Origin of the sequence: Azospirillum picis, from assembly GCF_017876115.1 — a bacterium.
GTDB lineage: Bacteria > Pseudomonadota > Alphaproteobacteria > Azospirillales > Azospirillaceae > Azospirillum > Azospirillum picis.
Map to the genome: position 1 here is coordinate 34,008 of NZ_JAGINO010000026.1, position 18,632 is coordinate 52,639.

Genomic DNA, 18,632 nt, shown 5'->3' on the forward strand with positions numbered 1-18,632 from the left:
TCAATCCTCGGAAACGGTCTGTTCAGTGGCGCCGGCCTGTCCGCCGGGGGCGGCGGCCTTGCCGGAATAGCGCTGGTGGTAGTAGCCGATGGCGAAGCGCCCCTGGTCCTCGATGCGCAGCGAGCGCGGAAAGCCGCTGTCCAGCCCGCCGAGGATCTGGCCGATCTCCCCTTCGAACCAACCGCCGAGACGTGGCTTGTCGCCCTTGCGCAGCACCGCCAGATGGTGGTTGCTGTTGCGCAGCAGCATGGGGAAGACGCTGGCGGGGGTGGCCGATGCGGCGCCGAAATAGCGGTCGCGGATGCTGGCGTTCACGTCCCCCAGGGCCGCCCGCTGGGCGCCCTCCAGCACGGCGAACAGGCGGCCCAGCCGGTAGGCCGGGTTCGCCTCGTCTCGGTTCAGGCTCACGGGAATTTCCTCCGTCTTCTTCGTTCCCAGGCGGGAGTCGCGGTTCAGGCAGGCCCGGCAGATCGCGGCCTTCAGGCCGTTCACCGCATCGCCGGCCCGCATGCGGGTGATGACCGCCGCCAGCAGGCTGCGGGGATAGCGGCCGCCGGTCAGGATGGCGCGCATCACCTCCCCGGCCAGTTGCGGCGCGATGTTCTCGGTCTTGTTGAGCGCGGCGGTCTCGCGCAGCAGCATCCAGACCGCCGGCGCGGTGCGCCAGGGCACCGGCTCGATCTGCAGATCGCTCCAATGAAGGCCGACGCGCTTCACGATCTCGGAGAAGCTGTCCTCCAGCCAGAAGCGGACCGACAGCCGGGCAATGTTCGGCGACAGGCCGAGCACGTAGAAGCGCGTCCGCTCGTCCAGTTCCGGCGCGATTTCCCGCACCGCAAGACCTCGGCTGACCGGAAGCAGGGCATTGCGGATCGCCTGCGCCTCGTCGGCATCTTCAACCGGTGGCGGACTGAGCAGGTCGTGGAACAACTCCTCCGCCTTGAGGGCGGAGTCCTCGCCGCCGGAGGTGTCGGCCCAGAACACGGTGGTCGCGTCACCGATCGTCAGCCGGTTGCCGCTGCCGCGCGCCAGTAGCGCGTTCAGGGCGGCGCCGTAGCCGAAGGCCGCCGCCTCCGACACCGGCGCGTTCAGCCCCTGCTCTTTGCCGTAGGAGGTGAAGGCGTCGTTGTTGAAGGAGACGATGGAGGCACCGGAACTCTGTGCGTCCATCACCCCCTTGATCGCCGGATGCAGGCGGGCGATCGGCTGGCGCGTTCCGGTCACCAGGCAGATCCCCTCCTCCCCGGCGCCCTCGGCCACCGCGCCTTCCCAGATGCGCCGGGCGGCCGGACGATCGTGCAGGAAGCGCGGCTGGCCCGCCTGGTTCCGGTCGCCGTCGAGCATGAACATGAAGTTCTGATCGAGCATGGCGTCGGTGAAGCCGCAGTCATCGAACCGGCCGGCCGACCAGCCGTCGAGGAAGCGCAGCAGCGCCATCAGCCCGGCATCCTCGGTTCCATCAAGCAGCCGACGGTGCAGTTCCTGAAACGCCGCGTGGTTGCCGGGATGCGCCACCCGCTGCCGGGTCGCCTTTTCCAGCCCGAGGCCGAGCACGAATTTCCCGTTGTCCCACAGGAAGAAGGAGCGCGGCGTGGTTCCCGGACGCTTGAAGGATTGCGGCACCGCCGTCGGGCGCGGTTCCGCCTTCTTTCCCGACAGGCTCTGCCAGGGCAGGACATCCAGCACCCCGCCATCGGGCGACAGGACGATGATGTGGGCGATCCGCTCCGTCGAATAGCCGAAGGGCGGCACCTCGCCGCGGTCGGCCAGCCGGCCGTAATAGCCGTTGAGTGCGGCGAGGACGGTCATGACCGCACCTCTACCGACTCCAACGGCGGCACCGCCATCACACCGTCGCGCAGCGCCGCCCGGAAGAACAGGGAGGTCATGTCGTTGGCGTGGTCGATGTCGAGCAGCATCCAGCCGAGATCGCGGTCACGCTGGTCCAGCGGCAGCTCCGACGCCGGTGCCGCCCCATCCTCCATCAGGGCGAAGTTCGCCGGGAACTCCCGCACACCCAGGCAGGGCTGCTGGAAGCACTGTCCGCTGGCCGCGCGTCGGTTGAACATCGACAGGTGCTTTGCCTCGCTGTCGCCGGGTCCGGCGCGGCCCGTCAACTCGAAATGGGCGTGGATGACATAGGCGACATCGACCAGCAGGGTCGCGGCACGCTGCTGCCGGTTCTCCTCCGCCACCATGCGCAGGTCCTGCACCGCGCCGGCCTTCATCGCCTTGCGCACCGACGCGGCGGGCACGCGCGATCCGACCTCGTTGCGGCGGATCGACTGGAAGCGGATCGGCTTCAGCACCTCGATGGCGTCGATCGCCCAGCGGATCGCCGGCTTCCAATGGATCGCCTCCAGGATGCCCCGCGCCGCCGACGGTGTCATGACGTCGTAGGACACCCGCTCGACCTTCATTTCCGGCCGGGTGAAGCAGGCGCGGTCGCCCCACACGTGAAGTTTCACGCCGTAGGCCATGGTTCTCCCTCAAAAAATGCTGGTTTCGAACCGCCGGAAGGTCGGGTCGTCCCAATCCAGCCCGACGTCGCGGTGGTAAAGGTCGTCGTTGACCAGTGCTACGAACTGGTCGCCGAACTCGTCGCCGCGGACGCACTCCGCCGCTTTGGCCTTCAGCAGGCCGGCGCGGGCCGAACGGGGAATTTGGACCAGATAGGGCTGGAGGGCGCGGGCGATCCCGCCGGTCTTGGCAACCGGCGCATGCCGGAGGGCGTCGAGCAGGCGTGGGACAGCGTCCGGTTCACCAGCCGGGCGATAAGGCACGATCACCGGGACCAGCGGCGAGTCGATGATCCGGAACGCCTTGGCGATGTCGGCGAAGGGAAAATCATGCTTGCTGCGGTGACGGCACAAGGCTGTCAGGATGCCTGGGATGGCGTCCGGCCCCTCCCCCACCGTCGCGGCGTCCAGATCCCCGTCACCGCGCAACCAGTAGAGCTGCTGGAAGTAGGCGCGCAGCGTGTCGAGCGCCAGCGGATCGTCGTGGGCGCGCAGCACGCCGGCGCCGGTCCGGGCGAACAGCGCCAGCTCCGCCGGTGGCCGGTGGCCGTCCTCCTCCGGGCTGTCGAAGACGAAGACTCGTCCCAGTTCCGGCAGGTCGCCGTTCCGGTTGCAGCGGCCCGCCGCCTGGGCGATGGAATCGAGCCCGGCCATCGCCCGGTAGACGGCCGGGAAGCTGAAATCCACCCCAGCCTCGACCAGGGAGGTCGAAACCAGCCGGACGGTCTTGCGATCCTCGATGTCCCGGCGGATGGCCGCCAGCTCCGCCCTCCGGTGCCTGGCGCACAGGCTGGTCGACAGGTGCCTTGCCCCGTCGGGAGCGGCGGCGGCGATCCGCCGATGCAGGTCGCGCGCATGCCGGCGGCTGTTGACGATGCACAATGCCTGGGGCTCGGCCAGCAGGCGGTCCGCCAGCGCTTCGTCGGACAGGGGCTCGGCGATGGGCGTGACCGTCACCCGCTTGAGGCGGCGGTACAGGTCCGGCGGGTTGGGCGCCAGTTCCCGCACCGCCTCCAGCCCGCCCTTGAAGCCGGCCTCCACCGTCACCGCCGGCTGGGTCGCCGTGCACAGCACCACCGAACTGCGATAGCCGCGTGCCAGTTCGCGCAGCGCCTCCAGGCAGGGCCGCAGCACCTTCAGCGGCAGGGTCTGCGCCTCGTCCAGGATCACCACCGATCCGGCGATGGCATGCAGTTTCCGGCAGGCCGACGGGCGGTTGGAGAACAGGCTTTCGAAGAACTGCACCGCGGTGGTGACGACCACCGGCCGGTCCCAGTTCTCCGCCGCCAGCCTCAGTTTCTTGGAACCGTCCTTGCCTTCGTCGTCACTTTACCTGTCGGCGGCGCCACCGTCGGCCGGTCCGAAATCGAAGCCGCTATGGTGTTCGAGGACGGCGTCGTCGCTGCCAAGCGCCTTGCGGAAGACCGCCGCCGTCTGCTCGACCACGGAGGTGAAGGGGATCACATAGATGACCCGGCGCAGCCCGTGCCGGACCGCGTGGTCCAAAGCGAAGGCCAGCGACGACAGGGTCTTGCCACCGCCGGTCGGCACCGTCAGCGAGAACAACCCCGGTTCGTCCCCCGCCCTCGCCCGAACGGCCGCCAGCACCTCGGCCCGCAGACCGTCGACTGCGCCGGTCCGCCCGTCGAACTGCGCCAGATGCGCGTCCAGCCGGTCGCGCAGATCGGCGACGGTGAGCGGGCAGCCCCGATCGACCGGCTCCTCATTCACATCGGCGTAAAACCGTTCCGTCTCCAGCCGGTCGGCATCGACGAGGCAGGAAAACAGCATGCGGATCAGGAAGGCGGCGGAGAACTCGTGCGTGAATCCGCGGGACAGCACCGGCACCCCGAGGGTGACCGCCGTCGGCGCGAGGTCGAAGTCGGACGTCAGACGGCTCGCCGGCAGGGGGGTGGCGGCACCGGCCGCCAGCCGGTCCTTCAACGACGACAACCCGCCACCGGCAACGGCGCCGTTGGCCAGTCCGGCATGATGGCCGGCGATGCCATAGGCCATCATCCGGCCGAGCGGCGCCGGGTACCTGTGCAAGGCGAGGACCGCGCCGGCGGTGGAATGGTCGACGCTCGGGCCTTGTCCGCGGATATAGGATTGGAAGGCGTCCTGCGCCTTGCCGATATCGTGGAGCGCGCCCATGGCCCGTGCAAGCTCCCGGCCGCCGAATATGGCAGCCAGATCCCCCGCTTTGTCGGCAACGTTGGTCAGGTGGACCGGCAAGGGCTCCCACGACCCCTCGCCCTTTCCGGGAACAGAGTGAGCATAGAAAACCATCCAAAGAGTCCCTGGATTTTTATTAGTCTCCTGGGTTGAGATCATTTCGAGGCATTTCGACCTTAACAACAATTTTGTTAGGCCGAATCGCGTGATGCGACACTCTCTCACGCCTGCGTCCGAACTGCCGGAAAGGGTTGGATGGGCACGTCGTGGCTCAAATCCATCCGTCCAGCCGAAGGCCCACCAGTGGGAGGGCGCCTGGGCAGCGGAAGACATCCGGGTCACGCTTGGTTGCTTGGATTGATTGATTCGATTGATTGATTCGACGGTAGCGATGCGCACGGCTCCGCCCTGCCAAGACACTCCCGGCCTTGCGGCGCGGGAGTGTCCGCAGGGTGATGGCGGATGGAGGATCGGGTCGCGACCCCGCGCGTTTCCCGCTCCGGGGGATGGTTCAAGGCCCCGCGGGTTTGGTCGGCATTCGCAACTTCCAGCGCCGCCGATCAGACAGACGGCCTTCGTCTGCGCGCTTCATACCAAACCCCATTCATGCATCGTCGCCGATCACGCCGCCGTCGGCCGCGCCAGACGCTTGGCCACGCCACGGCCGATCAGCATCGTGGCGATGCCGGCGCCGTGCAGCAGAACGGTGGACAGGATGAAACCGGCGCCGAACAGCACCGGCGCGGCCGCCGCGGGCATCTCGGCGCCATGGGCATGGCCGTGGAACACGGCGAACACGCCGACCAGCGCCATGCCGGCATAGACCGACACCCGCTTGTTCAGGACGACCAGCAGGCCCAGCACCGCCACCGATGCGGCGATGCCCGCCTCGACCATCGGCAGCTCGAAGCCGCCCATGCCGATGAGGGCGCCGGCGGTCAGCATGGTGACGAAGGCCACCGGCAGCATCCACAGGGCACGGCCACCGGTCTGGGCGGCCCACAGGCCGACCGCGACCATCGCCAGCAGATGGTCGAGGCCGCCCAGCGGGTGCAGGAAGCCGGCCAGGAAACCGGTGCCGTCGGCGTGGCCGGTATGGGCGGCGGCCGGCAGGGCGAGCGTCAGGGTGAGCAGGCCGGCGAGGCCGGCGGAAAGCAGCTTGTTCATCGTCTGTATCCTTATGGTCGAAGGGAGCAGGCGCCGCCGATGGGGCGGCTTGCCGCGGGAGCGGATCAGCGCTCCGTGCAGGAGATGCAGGGATCGATGCTGTTCACGATCAGCGGGATGTCGGAAATCCGGTTGCCCTCCATCATGACGTGCAGGGCATCCCAGTTCATGTAGCTCGGCACCCGCCATTTGAGGCGTTCCGGCTTGTCCGAGCCGTCGGTGCGCAGGTAGTAGATCAGCTCGCCGCGCGGAGCCTCCGACTTGGCGATGGCCTCGCCCGCCGGAATGCGCGGCAGGCCGCCGATGGCGATGGGGCCGTCAGGCATGTCGCGCAGGCATTGCTGGATGAGGTCGATGGCGACCTGCACCTCGCGCAGCCGCACCAGCGCCCGCGCCCGGACATCGCCGCCGGTCTCCGTCACCACCGGCACGTCGAGCCGGTCGTAGGCGGCATAGGGCGCCTTGCTGCGCACGTCGTAGGCAACGCCGGAGCCGCGGGCGACCGGCCCGACGACGGCGTATTCCAGCGCCTTGTCGTGCGGCAGCACCCCGACCCCGACGGTGCGCAGGGCGATCATGGAATTGTTGCGGTAGATGTCGACGATCTCCGCGAGGTCGGCCTTCATCCGCTCCATCTGCTGGGACAGATAGTCCTGGTTCTTGGCATCGAGGTCGTAGCGCACGCCGCCGATGCGGTTGGCGCCGAGATCCATGCGGTTGCCGAAGATGGTCTCCTTGACGTCCTGCGCCACCTCGCGGGTTTCCATGACATGCATGAACAGCGAGTCGAAGCCGATGATGTGCGCCATGATGGCGACGTTGAAGAGGTTGGAGGCGACGCGCTTGATCTCGTCGGCGATGACGCGCAGGTAGCGCGCCCGTTCCGGGATGCGGATCCCGGCGATGGCCTCCAGCGCCGTGCAGTAGGTGGTGGGGTGGCTGTTGGAGCAGAGCGAGCAGAGCCGCTCCGTGAGCGTGATGTTCTGATAGAAATTCCGCTGCATCGTCAGGTATTCGACGCCGCGGTGGACGTGGCCGGCGTTGATGTCGACCGACGCGATGGTCTCGCCCGTCACCTCGACCTTGAAGTACATCGGCTCTTCGAGGGCGACGTGGAGGGGACCGACCGGGATGGTGTAGGTGGTCATTGCTCGCCTCCGGTCTTGGCCATGATCCGCTCCCACAGCGTCTTGGTGCTGGCGCTGTTGACCATGGTGGAGAAGGGGATCAGCCGGTCGAGGATCGCCGGGTCGACCGTCGCGTCGACGAACAGGCGGCGCGGGTCGGGATGGTTGCGGACCTGGATGTCGTAGAGCTCCATGAACTCCCGCTCGTTCCAGTCGGCATTGCGGAAGAGCGGGGTCAGGGAGTCGATCTCCGCCCCCAGGCGCGGCAGCCGGACGGTGACGGTCAGCGTGTCGCCGTCCATGTCGAAATGGTAGGCGATCTCGCGCACCGTCGCGTTCGCGTCCTTGGGCTGGTAGGCGGTGATGGTGCTCAGCCGCCCGCCGGCCTGCTTCACCGCGGCGGCGACGGGCAGCAGGTCGCCGGCCGTCTCCAGCACGCACCAGCCGACCGTGACGCCGTAGCCGTCGGTGGAGCATTCGACGGTCCAGCCGGGCTGGAGCCGGCCGATGAAGCTTCCAAGCTGGTCCTTCATGACCGGCCTCCTTTCACGCCCGCTTTGCGGCGGCAATCGGGGCAGAGTGTCTGCAGATGCTCGATCCGGCGGTTGCTGGCGCGGTAGGCCATGGCGGTGAGCGCCGGCACCGGCGCGGTCATCCGGCCCCCGCATTCGGCGCAGGCGGCGGGGGCGACCACGCCCTGCTCGATCATCGCGTATTTGTCCTGCTGCAGATGGGCGAGATGCCAGTCGTCGGTCAGGTGGATGGCCTTGGTCTGGCAGTAATGCTCGCACAGCCCGCAGAAGGTGCAGGTGTTGTGCCACAGGGTGAAGCGCAGCCCCTCGTCCGTCTCGTCGAAATGGATGGCGTCGCCGGCGCAGACATGCGCGCACATGCGGCAGCCGGTGCAGAGCTCCGGATCGAAGCGGATGCGGCCGCGCAGGCGCTCGGGCGTGAAGGTGTCGCCGAAGGGGAAAGCGTCGGTGGACGGCCCCCGGGCGAGGTTGCGCAGCAGAAGCATGAGCATGTTCATGACGGTACCCTCAAAGCCGTTCGCGCCAGACGTCGATCGCCTTCGCGATGCCCTCGATGATCGCCTGCGGGCGCGGCGGGCAGCCGGGCACGTTGACGTCCACCGGGAGGTAGCGGTCGATCGCCCCCGCCACCGCGTAGCTGTTGCGGAAGACGCCGCCGGAGATCGGGCAGATGCCGACGGCGACGGTCACCTTGGGATCGGGGATTTCCTCGTAGAGGCGGAGCACCTTGTCCTTGACCCGCAGGGTCAGGGGGCCGGTGATCAGCACGATGTCGGCGTGCTTGGGACTGCCGCAATACTGGCAGCCGAGGCGTTCCACGTCGTAGCGCGGGATGCAGGCGGTGGTCGCCAGTTCCACGTCGCAGCCGTTGCAGGAGCCGGCGTTGATCCGGTACAGCCAGGGCGAACGCTGCGAGATGCGGGCGATGAAGCTCATGGCGGTTCCCCTTCAGGCGAGCGCGAGGACGGCCGCGAGGCCGGCGATCGCCAGCGCCTCGGGCCATTTGAGATAGAAGAGGACGGCCTGGTCGATCCGCATGCGCCCGATCGCGGTGCGCAGCACGGTGACGCCGGCGAGGCTCAGGACGGCCAGCTTCAGCAGGTGGACGAGCAGGCCGGCGGCGCCGTCCGGCGCGGTCGGGAAGAACAGCACCACGCCGAGGCTCAGCACCACCACCGCCTTCAGCGCCGACATGACCTTGAACAGGCCGAGCGGCGGACCCGAATATTCCAGCAGCGGGCCTTCCAGCACCTCCGATTCCGCCTCGGGGATGTCGAAGGGGGCGATGCCGAGATTGGCCGGGAAGAAGGCCAGGAAGGCGAGGACGGCCGGCCACATCCAGGGATCGGCGAGGTAGGCGCCGTGCTCCTGCTGGTAGCGGACGATCTCCGACAGCGAGAAGGTGACGAAACCGCCCTGGGCCAGTCCTGTCTTCACGGCGACCGTGGCCAGGACCATCAGCAGCGGCCCCTCGTAGGCCAGCATCAGCGCCATCTCCCGCGAGAAGCCGATGGCGCCGTAGGACGAGCCGGAGGCCGAGCCGGCGATCATCAGCGCCACCGCCGGCACCGCCAGCAGGTAGAGCACGACCAGCAGGTCGCCCAGCAGCGGGTCGGGATCATAGACTCCGGGGATCGGGATCAGCGCCGCCGCCAGCGCCATGCTGACGCAGCCGGCCATCGGCGCCGCCAGGAAGAGCGGCTTGCAGGCGATGTCGGGGACCAGCGTGCGCTTGCGGGCCAGCTTGACGAGGTCGAACAGCGGCTGGAGCAGCGGCGGGCCGACGCGGCGCTGCAGGCGCGCCGCCAGCCGGCGGTCCAGTCCCTTCAGGACCAGGCCGAAGCACAGGGCGAACAGGCCGCCGGGAAAGACGAGGATTGCGAAGAGAAGAGAAAACAGGTCGGACATTGGCGCGGACATGGGCGGCCTCCTCAAGCCTGCGGCTTGGCGTGCAGGACCCGCCGGATCAGCCGCTCCGGCGTTTCGTAAAGGTTGGACGCGGTGACGTGGGAGAGTGCCGGAGGGATGTCGCTGACCCCGCAGGCATGGACGTGCGAGCGGACGGCGGCATGACGCCCGGGACGGCCGTACCACCAGGACAGCAGCGCCAACGGCACCGCCAGCAGGGCGATCACGCCCGGATGCCAGCCGCCCGGCAGGCCGCCGGTCCAGCTCGCCGCCACCGGCTCCAGCCCGAGACCGGCCTGGACGGCGGCGATGGGAACCAGCAGCAGGCCGGGGAACAGGCCAACCAGCACGCTGGCGCCGGCCAGCACGCCCATCGGCACCAGCATGACGGCCGGCGCCTCATGGATTTTCGCGGCCTTGGGCGACTCCGCCCCCATGAAGGCGGCGTGCGCGAACTTCAGCACGGCGGCCAGGGTGAACAGGCTCGACATCAGTGCGGCGAGGCCGAACAGCGGGTGGCCCGCCGCGAAGGCCGCCTGGTAGACCAGCCATTTCGAGGCGAAGCCGTTCAGCGGCGGGATGCCCGACAGCGACAGGCCGGCGAACAGGAACAGCCCGAAGGTCACCGGCATCCGCCGCCCCAGGCCGCCCAGCTCGTCCAGGCTGTGGACGTGGCTCTGCGCCAGGATGCAGCCGGCCGCCAGGAACAGGATGTCCTTCAGAAGCATGTGGTTGACGAGGTGCATCAGCCCCCCGGCGACGCCCAGCGAGGTGCCGAGCGACAGCCCGAGCAGGATGTAGCCGAGCTGGCTGACCGTGCTGTAGATCAGCAGGCGCTTGATCCCGGTCTGGATCATCGCCATCGCCCCGGCATAGAGGATCGTCACCGCGGCGATCAGCGCCAGCGCGTCGCCCAGGGCGGGCAGGCCCGCCGCGGCCCCCAGCCGGCCGGCCGCCGCCGCCCCGCCGACGGCGGTGACCAGCTTGAGCACGCCGTAGGGGCCGCTCTTCAGCAGGACGGCGGAGATGTAGCCGCTGACCGGCGTCGGCGCGGTCGCCGGGTGCATCTGGTAGTCGATGCGCAGCGGCAGCATCGCCGCCTTCATCAGCAGCCCGGCCAGCACCAGCACCAGGCCGGCGGCGAGTGGGCCGGCGGCGAGCGGACCGGCAGCCATATGGCCGGCCGCGGCGTCGGCCGCCGCCTTGGCCAGGTCGGCGAAGGCGAAGCTGCCGGACGCCACCGCCAGGACCACGATGCCGAGGAACATCAGGCTGGCGCCGACGAAGTTGAAGATGAAGTACTTGAACCCCTCCTTCAGCGCGTCCTGCGTCTCCTCGTGGGCGATGACGGCGTAGAGGGTCCAACTGCTCATCAGCTCCCAGAAGGCGAAGAAGCCGAAGCCGGTGTCGTTGCCGGCCAGGCCGATCAGCCCGGCGACCATCAGGGTGAAGGCGGCGTAGAAGCGCCCCTGGGCGTGGCCGTGCGCCATGTAGCCGATGGCGTAGACGAGGTTCAGCGCCGCGACGCCGGCGGTCAGCGCCGCGAACCAGAAGGACAGGCCGTCGAAGCGGCCGGCCTCCAGCAACACCGCGCCCAGCGTCGCCAGCATCACCGCGACGGCGAGCATGCCGGAGAGCTTGGCCGAGCGCAGCCCGGCGGCGAAGACGGCGAGTGCACCCAGCGCCGCCACGGCGGACCCCAGCGGCCAGTGCATGGCGAGATCGGGGACCGCGGCCAGCGCGATGCCGCCCCGCGCCGCCAGCAGGTCGGCGGCCGGCCGGACCAGCGCCAGCACGCCGTCGGGGAACAGCCCGCCCTGGATCACCAGCGCGGCCAGCGCGGCGACGGCGGCGAGCATCGTCAGCGGCGCCTCCGCCAGGGCGGGGCCGTCATAGGGCTCGAAGAACAGGATGCGGACGAGCCGCAGATAGTAGAAGGCGCCGACCACGCTGCCCAGCAGGATCAGGGCGGCGACCTCGGTGTGGCCGGCGGCCACGGCGGCATAGATCATCAGGAACTTGCTGACGAAACCGCTGAAGGGCGGCAGCCCCATGATGGCGAGGACGCCGACCGCCAGGCAGCCGGCGGTCACCGGCATGGCGCGCCCGAGGCCGCGCAGGTCGTCCAGCGTCTTGCCGTGCCCGCGCATCAGCAGGGCGCCGACCGCCAGGAACAGCAGGCTCTTCATCACCGCATGGTTGGCGATGTGCATCAGCGCGCCGGTCAGTGCGAGATGGGTGCCGAGGCCGAGGATCGCGGCGATCTCGCCGACCTGGGCCAGGGTGGAATAGGCGAGCATGCGCTTGACCGTCCGCTCGCGGACCGCCATCGCCTCGCCATAGACCAGGGTGAGGCAGCCGAGCACGACGACCACGGTGCCGATGTCGAGCGACACGGCGCCGAAGCGCTCCAGCGCCCCGGCCCCGAACACCAGCAGCAGGATCTTGGCGATCCCGAACAGGCCGGCCTTGGTCAGGATGCCCGACATCGGCGCGGAGATGGAGGATGGGGCGACCGGATGCGCCTCCGGCAGCCAGGAGTGCAGCGGCACCAGACCGGCCTTGGCCACGAAGGCGGCCAGGAAGGCGAAGGCGGTCAGGGCGCCGACGGCCGGCGGCAGCTCGCCGATGCGGGCGGCGATCTCCGCCATGGCGAAGGTGCCGAGTTCGGCGTGCAGCAGCAGGATGCCGAAATGCATCACGTAGGCGCCCGAGGCGCAGATCAGGAAATAGATGAAGCCGGCCCGCAGCGCCTTGCCCGTCTGCTCATGGATGACCAGCAGATAGGAGGTCCAGGTCATCAGCTCCCAGAAGACGTAGAAGTTGCCGAGCTCATGCGCCGTCGCCACGCCCAGCAGCGACCCGATCATCAGGAACAGCAGCAGCCAGTAGCGTCCGGCATTCCCGTCCCGCTTCATGTAGGCGGTCGAATAGACCGTCACCGCGAGGCCGATCCCGGCGAACAGCAGGGTGAACAGCCGCGACAGCGGGTCGATGTCGGCGGCGCTCCACGCCGCGACGGCGGTGGCGAGCGCCAGCAGCACCGCCAGCCCGTCCCGTGCGCGGGCGCTGAAACGGCCGACGCCGTAGAGCGCGAAGCCGCCGAGATAGGGCAGCAGCACCAATGCCGACCACGGCCCCTCGAATTCCGGGATCGCGTCGCCGCCGGCACCGGCCAGACGTTCCGCCAGATGCAGGAACGGATCCGGCCACAGGCTCATGACCACGGTGAGCGCCGCCAAGCCCGCCATGACCGGGACGGTCCAGGCGGTCCCGCGCTCCGCCGCCGGGTCGGCGGCGGTGGGAGCCGCGTCTGCGGACGGCTTGGCCAGGCAGACCCCATGAATGATGAGCACGTAATAGGCCGCCGCGATCATGCTGGCGAGCGTGCCGGCCGCGGCGAGCAGCCATTCCCCCCGCTCGATGGCGGCATAGAGGATTAGGAACTTGCTGAACGATCCCTTGAAGGGCGACAGCCCCATCACGGAGAACAGGCCGAAGCCGAACAGCAGCGCCGCCAGCGGGAAGCGCGTGCCGCTGCCGGCCAGCCCGTCCAGCGTGGTGGCGCCGCTGCGGCGGATCAGCGACCAGGCCGCCACGACCACCAGGCCGCGCATGACGGCCTGGAAGCCGAAATGCATGATCGCCCCGGTGTCGCCGGCGGCACCGCCGACCCCCAGGCCGAGCAGCACATATCCGGTTTCCGCGATCGCCGACAATGCCAGCGCCCGCGGCAGATTCCTGTAGTGCGCCAGCGCCAGCACCTCTCCGCCAAGGAGCAGGGCTGCGCCGAGCCACGCCAGCAGCGTGGCGTCCATCGCGCTTTGATAAACCATCGGCCAGCCTCTTCGTCTGCGCCTCGATTGCGTATGGCCGGACTGTAGGACTGCGGCCGGCGACCGTCTGTCAGGTGCCCGACAGCCGGGCCGGCGGTTTGCGCATCCACGCCCTTCCAGGTCCGTGGCGGATTGACGCGGCGCCGGTTTTGGCCCTGTCCGGCCCCGGAACTGTCAGGGGGCCGACAGACGGGTGGTCCTACCACCGCTAACCTGCCCCCCAGGTTCAGACGGAAAACGGCGGCACCATGCACGAGATGGCCATCGTCAGCAGCCTCATGGAAATCCTGCTGCAGCAGGCGGCCAGCCACGGCGTCACCGCCGTGAAGCGGGTCACCCTGAAGGTCGGGCGGCTGACGGCGGTGGAGCCCGGACAGCTCCGCGCCTGCTTCGAACTGTTCGCGGAAGGAAGCTGCGCCGAGGGTGCGGAGCTGGTCATCGACCATGTCCCCGTGCGTGCCCGGTGCGGCGGCTGCGACGCCCGGTTCGAGGTGGAGCGCTTCCGCTTCCACTGCCCCGATTGCGGCGGCGGTGACCTGTCGATCCTGAGCGGTCAGGAACTGCGCATCGAAAGCTTCGAGACCTAGCCTCCGGGGAATGGCCGGCCGGAAGCCGGCCAGGAACCGGAAAGACAAGAATCAGGAAAGGCCCAAGGCATGAGCTCGCCAAAAGAGAATGCCATCATCTATGCGGACGCCCAGCGCTGCCTCGGCTGTCATAGCTGCGAACTGGCCTGTGCGGTGGCGCACAGCGGCGGACACAGCCTGAACCAGGCGGTTGCGCTGAACCTGCCCCTGCACCCGCGCAACACCGTGATCGTCGCCGACGGCGTCATGATGCCCATGCAGTGCCGCCAGTGCGAGGATGCGCCCTGCGCCCATGTCTGCCCGACCGGCGCCTGCCGGCAGGCCGACGGGCAGGTGAAGATCGTCGAGGAGAACTGCGTCGGCTGCAAGCTGTGCGTGATGGTCTGCCCGTTCGGCGTCATCACCGTGCAGGCCGACCGCCGCCGCGGCGGCGACGATCCGACCAACCGCGGCGTCGCGCTGAAATGCGACCTCTGCGACTCCTGGCGGGCGGACACCGGCAACGGCGAACCGGCCTGCGTCGCCGCCTGCCCCACCAAGGCGATCCAGCTCGTCAACCTGGAAGACTACCGCAAGGCGCTGATCCAGGCCCGCGCCCGCGAACTCGCCCACTCCCACCGCCACATGCCGAGGGCCTTTCCATGAGCTCCTGCACCTCCTGCAATTCCTGCGACCCCGCCGCCGCCGAGCTGTGCACCGCCGCGGCCGAGGCCGACATCCCGACCGTCTGGGACCGCTATGCCGCCCAGCAGCCGCAATGCGGGTTCGGCTCGCTCGGCGTCTGCTGCCGCATCTGCTGGAAGGGGCCGTGCCGCATCGATCCCTTCGGCAAGGGGCCGCAGCGCGGCATCTGCGGCGCCGACCGCGACACCATCGTCGCCCGCAACCTCAGCCGGATGATGGCCGCCGGCGCCGCCGGCCATTCCGAGCATGGACGGCACATCGCGCTCGCCATGCAGCGGGTCGGCCACAACGAGCTGCCGGCCTACCAGATCCGCGACGAGGCCAAGCTGACCGCCGTCGCCAAACGGCTGGGCGTGCCGACCGAAGGCCGGGCCATCGGCCCCATCGCCTACGACGTGGCGACGCTGACCCTGGAGGACTACCGGAACCAGGACCACCACCACGCCTGCAACTGGATCACGTCGAGCCTGCCGAAGAAGCGCATCGACAAGCTGCGGGCGCTCGACGTCCTGCCGCACAACATCGACGCCACCGTCGCCCAGATCATGGCGCGCACGTCGGTCGGCTGCGACGCCGACCCGACCAACGTGGTTCTCGGCGGCATCAAGGGCGCGCTCGCCGACTTCACCGGCATGTGCCTGGCGACCGAGCTGTCCGACGCGATGTTCGGCACGCCGCAGCCGGTGGTGACCACCGCCAACCTCGGCGTCATCCGCAAGGACAGCGTCAACATCGCGGTCAACGGCCACAACCCGCTGCTGAGCGAGGTCATCTGCGACGTCGCCCGCACCATGCAGGACAAGGCCAAGGCGGCCGGCGCCAAGGACGGCATCAACATCGTCGGCATCTGCTGCAGCGGCAACGAGGTGATGCTGCGCCACGGCGTGCCGCTCGCCACCAACTACCTGTCGCAGGAACTGGCGATCCTGACCGGCGCGCTCGACGCCATGGTGGTGGACGTGCAGTGCATCATGCCGTCGCTGGGCGAGGTGGCCGAGTGCTTCCACACCCGGCTCGTCACCACCATGGACGAGAACAAGATGCCGGGCGCCACCCATGTCAGCTTCCACGAGGAGCATGCCGAGGAGACCGCCCGGACGATCGTGGAGATGGCGATCGACGCCTTCACGCTGCGCGATCCCAAGCGCATCCGGATCTCCAGCGCGGTCAGCAAGGCGGTCGTCGGCTTCAGCGCCGAGGCGGTGATCGGCGCCCTGGCCAAGATCGATCCCGACGACCCGCTGAAGCCGCTGGTCGACAACATCGTCAACGGCAACATCCGCGGCATCGCGCTGTTCGCCGGCTGCAACAATACCCAGAGCATGCAGGACGGCGGTTTCCAGACCATCGCCAAGAAGCTGGCCAAGAACAACGTGCTGCTGCTGGCGACCGGCTGCGGTGCCGGCGCCTTCGCCAAGCTCGGGCTGATGACGCCGGAGGCCACCAACGCCTATGCGGGCGACACGCTGAAGGCGGTGCTGACCGCGGTGGGCGAGGCCGCCGGGCTGGGCGGGCCGCTGCCGATGGTGCTGCACATGGGATCCTGCGTCGACAACAGCCGCGCCGTCGCCGTCGCCACCGCGATCGCCGACCGGCTGGGGGTGGATCTGCACGAGCTGCCGCTGGTCGCCTCGGCGCCCGAGGCGATGTCCGAGAAGGCGGTGGCGATCGGCACCTGGAGCGTCTGCCTCGGGCTGCCGACCCACATCGGCACGGTGCCGCAGGTGACCGGCTCGGCCGTGGTCACCGATCTGCTGACCCGCGGTGCCGGGGACCTGTTCGGCGGCTATTTCATCGTCGAACCCAACCCGGATGCCGCCGCCGACACGCTGCTCGGTGCCATCGAGGAACGGCGCCGGGCGCTGGGCCTCTGATCCGGCCAACCCCACAACAAGGGGGGGCCTCGGTCCCCCCGGTCCGGAGGACGTCATGAAGGTCGCAATCACCGGCAAGGGCGGTGTCGGGAAAACCACGCTGGCCGGGCTGCTCGCCCGCTCCTTCGCCGCGGACGGGCGCAAGGTGCTGGCCATCGACGCCGATCCCGACGCCAACCTCGCCTCGGCGCTGGGCGTGCCGGCGGAGCGGCTGGCCGGCGTGCAGCCCTTTTCCCGCATGAAGGATCTCGCCCGTGAACGGACGGGGGCCGCCCCGGGCTACGGCTCGCTGTTCATCCTCAACCCGAGGGTGGACGACCTGCCCGACCAGTTCAGCGTCGAGCATGCCGGCGTCCGCCTGCTGCTGATGGGAACAGTCGACCATGGCGGCTCGGGGTGCGTCTGCCCGGAACACACGCTGCTGCGCAGCCTGATGAAGCATCTGCTGATCGAGCGGGACGACGCGCTGGTCATGGACATGGAGGCCGGGGTCGAGCATCTCGGCCGCGCCACCGCGGAATCGGTGGACGCCCTGGTCGTGGTCGTCGAACCCGGCCGGCGCAGCCTGCAGACTGCGGCGCAGATCGAGGAGCTTGCCGCCGACATCGGCATCCGCCATGTCGCCTTCGTCGGCAGCAAGGTGACGGGGCTGGACGACTGCGCCTTCATGGCCGGGAACCTGCCCAAGGACCGGCTGCTCGGCTTCCTGTCCTTCGACCCCTCGGTGCGGCAGGCCGACCTGGAGGGGATCTCGGCCTACGACGCCAGCCCGGCCGCCGTCACCGAGGTGGAGGCGATCAAGCAACGCCTCGTCTCCTTCATTGCTTCGCGAGACCAGCCATGTGCCAGATGACGATCACGCTCCGCCACGCGGACGGCAGTGAGACGATCCACCGCGACATCGCCCGTCTGGACACCGGGACGTGTCGCGAGATCACCATTTTCCCTTTGTTCGAGGACGCGATACCGCTGGTTGGATTTTCAGTCCGCAGCATAGACTGCCTGTCCGGCCGCGTGTATCTGGAGGAGGACCCGTCATGAGCACCACCCCCGACACGCGCGACCGCCTGCGCGTCATTCTCCCGCACTGGATCGGGCACAATGCCGAGCATGTCGAAGACATGCGGCGCTGGCTCGATGCCGCGGCCGGGGCCGGACCGGAGGCGGCCGACAGGCTGCGGGAGGCGATGGCCGGCATGACGCAGGCCGGCGCGGCGCTGACCGCCCTTCTCGGCCTGCTGGGCGGCGGGCCGGGGGCGGTCCCCGGGCATGACCATCACCATGGGCATCACCATCACGGCCACCATGACCATCACCACGGCCACCAGCATGGCCACCATCACGAGCATGGCGACGGGACGGCCGGATGAGCGGAGAGCGGACCGCCCCCCTGCCGTTTCCCAAGATCCGATGCCCCAGTTTCGAGGACCCGACCGATGTGCGACACTTGCGGATGCGCCGTAACCCCCGGCAACCACCATCTGTTCGAGGACGGCAGCCGGCTGGCCTCGACCGCCGACGGCCGGCGCACGATCGAGGTTCTCGAGAACCTGCTGCATGAGAACGACCATGCGGCGGACCACAACCGGCAGCATTTCGACGCGGCCGGGGTCTTCGTCGTCAATCTCATGTCCTCGCCGGGCAGCGGGAAGACCAGCCTGCTTGAAGCGACGGTCCACGCCCTGCCGCCGGGGATCCGGATGGCGGTGATCGAAGGGGATCTGGAGACCGAGAACGACGCCGAGCGCATCCGCCGCCACGGCGTGCCGGCCGTCCAGATCGTCACCGGCACCGCCTGCCATCTCGATGCCCACATGGTCCACCAGGCCCTGCATGCGATCGACCTGGGTGCCGTCGACATCCTGTTCGTCGAGAATGTCGGCAATCTGGTCTGCCCGGCGAATTTCGACCTCGGGCAGCACAGCAACGTCCTGCTGCTGTCGGTGACGGAAGGGGACGACAAGCCGGCCAAGTACCCGGTGATGTTCCGCGCGGCGGACCGGGTGCTCGTCACCAAGGCCGATCTGGCCGTCCACCTGCCGGAGTTCGACGCCGCCCGCGCCCGCGCCGCGATCCACGCCCTGAAGCCGGGAACCCCGGTGCAGGAGCTGTCGGCGAAATCCGGCCAAGGGCTGGAGCCGTGGATCACCTGGCTCACCGAGGCCGTCGCCCTGCGCCGATCCGTTCAACAGGAGAGAGGCCAGCCCCGTCATGCATAGAAA

18 protein-coding genes are annotated in these 18,632 nt (G+C 69.1%); 7 read left to right on the top strand and 11 right to left on the bottom strand.

All coding sequences use genetic code 11. The annotated features are described in order from the left end of the window. The 11 genes from cas8c to J2850_RS26670 form a co-directional block, all read right to left on the bottom strand. Positions 1 to 1,809, bottom strand: coding sequence for a type I-C CRISPR-associated protein Cas8c/Csd1 (gene cas8c, locus J2850_RS26620; RefSeq protein ID WP_209988924.1), 1,809 nt, complete (start codon positions 1,807 to 1,809; stop codon positions 1 to 3). Further along, complete coding sequence (gene cas5c, locus J2850_RS26625) at positions 1,806 to 2,480, bottom strand: type I-C CRISPR-associated protein Cas5c (protein ID WP_209988927.1); 675 nt, start codon at positions 2,478 to 2,480, stop codon at positions 1,806 to 1,808. Before cas5c ends, cas8c begins: the two co-directional genes overlap by 4 nt. 9 nt (positions 2,481 to 2,489) lie before the next feature. Next, positions 2,490 to 3,782 carry a CRISPR-associated helicase/endonuclease Cas3 gene (locus J2850_RS26630; protein ID WP_209988930.1) on the bottom strand — a complete coding sequence of 431 codons (1,293 nt, stop codon included), beginning with the start codon at positions 3,780 to 3,782 and terminating at the stop codon, positions 2,490 to 2,492. A gap of 66 nt (positions 3,783 to 3,848) precedes the next feature. Beyond that, positions 3,849 to 5,027: a CRISPR-associated endonuclease Cas3'' gene (locus J2850_RS26635; protein ID WP_307354550.1), complete on the bottom strand. Its 1,179-nt coding sequence runs from the start codon at positions 5,025 to 5,027 to the stop codon at positions 3,849 to 3,851. A 288-nt stretch (positions 5,028 to 5,315) separates the two neighbouring features. Then, a complete protein-coding gene (locus J2850_RS26640) occupies positions 5,316 to 5,861 on the bottom strand; it encodes a HupE/UreJ family protein (protein ID WP_209988935.1) in 546 nt (181 codons plus the stop codon). Positions 5,862 to 5,926: 65 nt separating this feature from the next. Beyond that, positions 5,927 to 7,009 (bottom strand): hydrogenase large subunit, encoded by a 1,083-nt coding sequence (locus J2850_RS26645; protein ID WP_209988938.1) that lies wholly within the window; start codon positions 7,007 to 7,009, stop codon positions 5,927 to 5,929. Beyond that, entirely contained in the window at positions 7,006 to 7,521 is a 516-nt protein-coding gene (locus J2850_RS26650) for an NADH-quinone oxidoreductase subunit C (protein ID WP_209988941.1), read from the bottom strand. The genes J2850_RS26645 and J2850_RS26650 overlap by 4 nt, the downstream gene beginning before the upstream one ends. Beyond that, positions 7,518 to 8,018, bottom strand: coding sequence for a 4Fe-4S binding protein (locus tag J2850_RS26655; RefSeq protein ID WP_209988945.1), 501 nt, complete (start codon positions 8,016 to 8,018; stop codon positions 7,518 to 7,520). Before J2850_RS26655 ends, J2850_RS26650 begins: the two co-directional genes overlap by 4 nt. 10 nt (positions 8,019 to 8,028) lie before the next feature. Further along, positions 8,029 to 8,457, bottom strand: coding sequence for an NADH-quinone oxidoreductase subunit B family protein (locus J2850_RS26660; RefSeq protein ID WP_200197727.1), 429 nt, complete (start codon positions 8,455 to 8,457; stop codon positions 8,029 to 8,031). Positions 8,458 to 8,469: 12 nt separating this feature from the next. Further along, positions 8,470 to 9,441 carry a respiratory chain complex I subunit 1 family protein gene (locus J2850_RS26665; RefSeq protein ID WP_209988948.1) on the bottom strand — a complete coding sequence of 324 codons (972 nt, stop codon included), beginning with the start codon at positions 9,439 to 9,441 and terminating at the stop codon, positions 8,470 to 8,472. Between the two features lie 11 nt (positions 9,442 to 9,452). Beyond that, positions 9,453 to 13,265, bottom strand: coding sequence for a proton-conducting transporter transmembrane domain-containing protein (locus J2850_RS26670; protein ID WP_246513592.1), 3,813 nt, complete (start codon positions 13,263 to 13,265; stop codon positions 9,453 to 9,455). A 248-nt stretch (positions 13,266 to 13,513) separates the two neighbouring features. On the opposite strand from J2850_RS26670, the gene hypA reads away from it, so the two are divergent. From hypA to hypB, 7 genes are all read left to right on the top strand, one after another. Further along, on the top strand, positions 13,514 to 13,852 hold the full coding sequence (gene hypA / locus J2850_RS26675) for a hydrogenase maturation nickel metallochaperone HypA (protein WP_209988951.1): 339 nt from the start codon (positions 13,514 to 13,516) through the stop codon (positions 13,850 to 13,852). Positions 13,853 to 13,921: 69 nt separating this feature from the next. Beyond that, positions 13,922 to 14,497, top strand: coding sequence for a 4Fe-4S dicluster domain-containing protein (locus tag J2850_RS26680; RefSeq protein ID WP_209988954.1), 576 nt, complete (start codon positions 13,922 to 13,924; stop codon positions 14,495 to 14,497). Next, on the top strand, positions 14,494 to 16,410 hold the full coding sequence (cooS, locus tag J2850_RS26685; RefSeq protein WP_209988957.1) for an anaerobic carbon-monoxide dehydrogenase catalytic subunit: 1,917 nt from the start codon (positions 14,494 to 14,496) through the stop codon (positions 16,408 to 16,410). The genes J2850_RS26680 and cooS overlap by 4 nt, the downstream gene beginning before the upstream one ends. Before the next feature lie 55 nt (positions 16,411 to 16,465). Continuing rightward, a complete protein-coding gene (locus J2850_RS26690) occupies positions 16,466 to 17,263 on the top strand; it encodes an ATP-binding protein (protein WP_209988960.1) in 798 nt (265 codons plus the stop codon). After that, positions 17,260 to 17,451 (top strand): hypothetical protein, encoded by a 192-nt coding sequence (locus tag J2850_RS26695; RefSeq protein ID WP_209988962.1) that lies wholly within the window; start codon positions 17,260 to 17,262, stop codon positions 17,449 to 17,451. The genes J2850_RS26690 and J2850_RS26695 overlap by 4 nt, the downstream gene beginning before the upstream one ends. After that, positions 17,448 to 17,780, top strand: a complete 333-nt coding sequence (locus tag J2850_RS31880) for a DUF8180 domain-containing protein (protein ID WP_246513593.1) — start codon at positions 17,448 to 17,450, stop codon at positions 17,778 to 17,780. The genes J2850_RS26695 and J2850_RS31880 overlap by 4 nt, the downstream gene beginning before the upstream one ends. Before the next feature lie 66 nt (positions 17,781 to 17,846). After that, on the top strand, positions 17,847 to 18,629 hold the full coding sequence (gene hypB / locus J2850_RS26700; RefSeq protein WP_246513595.1) for a hydrogenase nickel incorporation protein HypB: 783 nt from the start codon (positions 17,847 to 17,849) through the stop codon (positions 18,627 to 18,629). Positions 18,630 to 18,632: the final 3 nt, after the last annotated feature.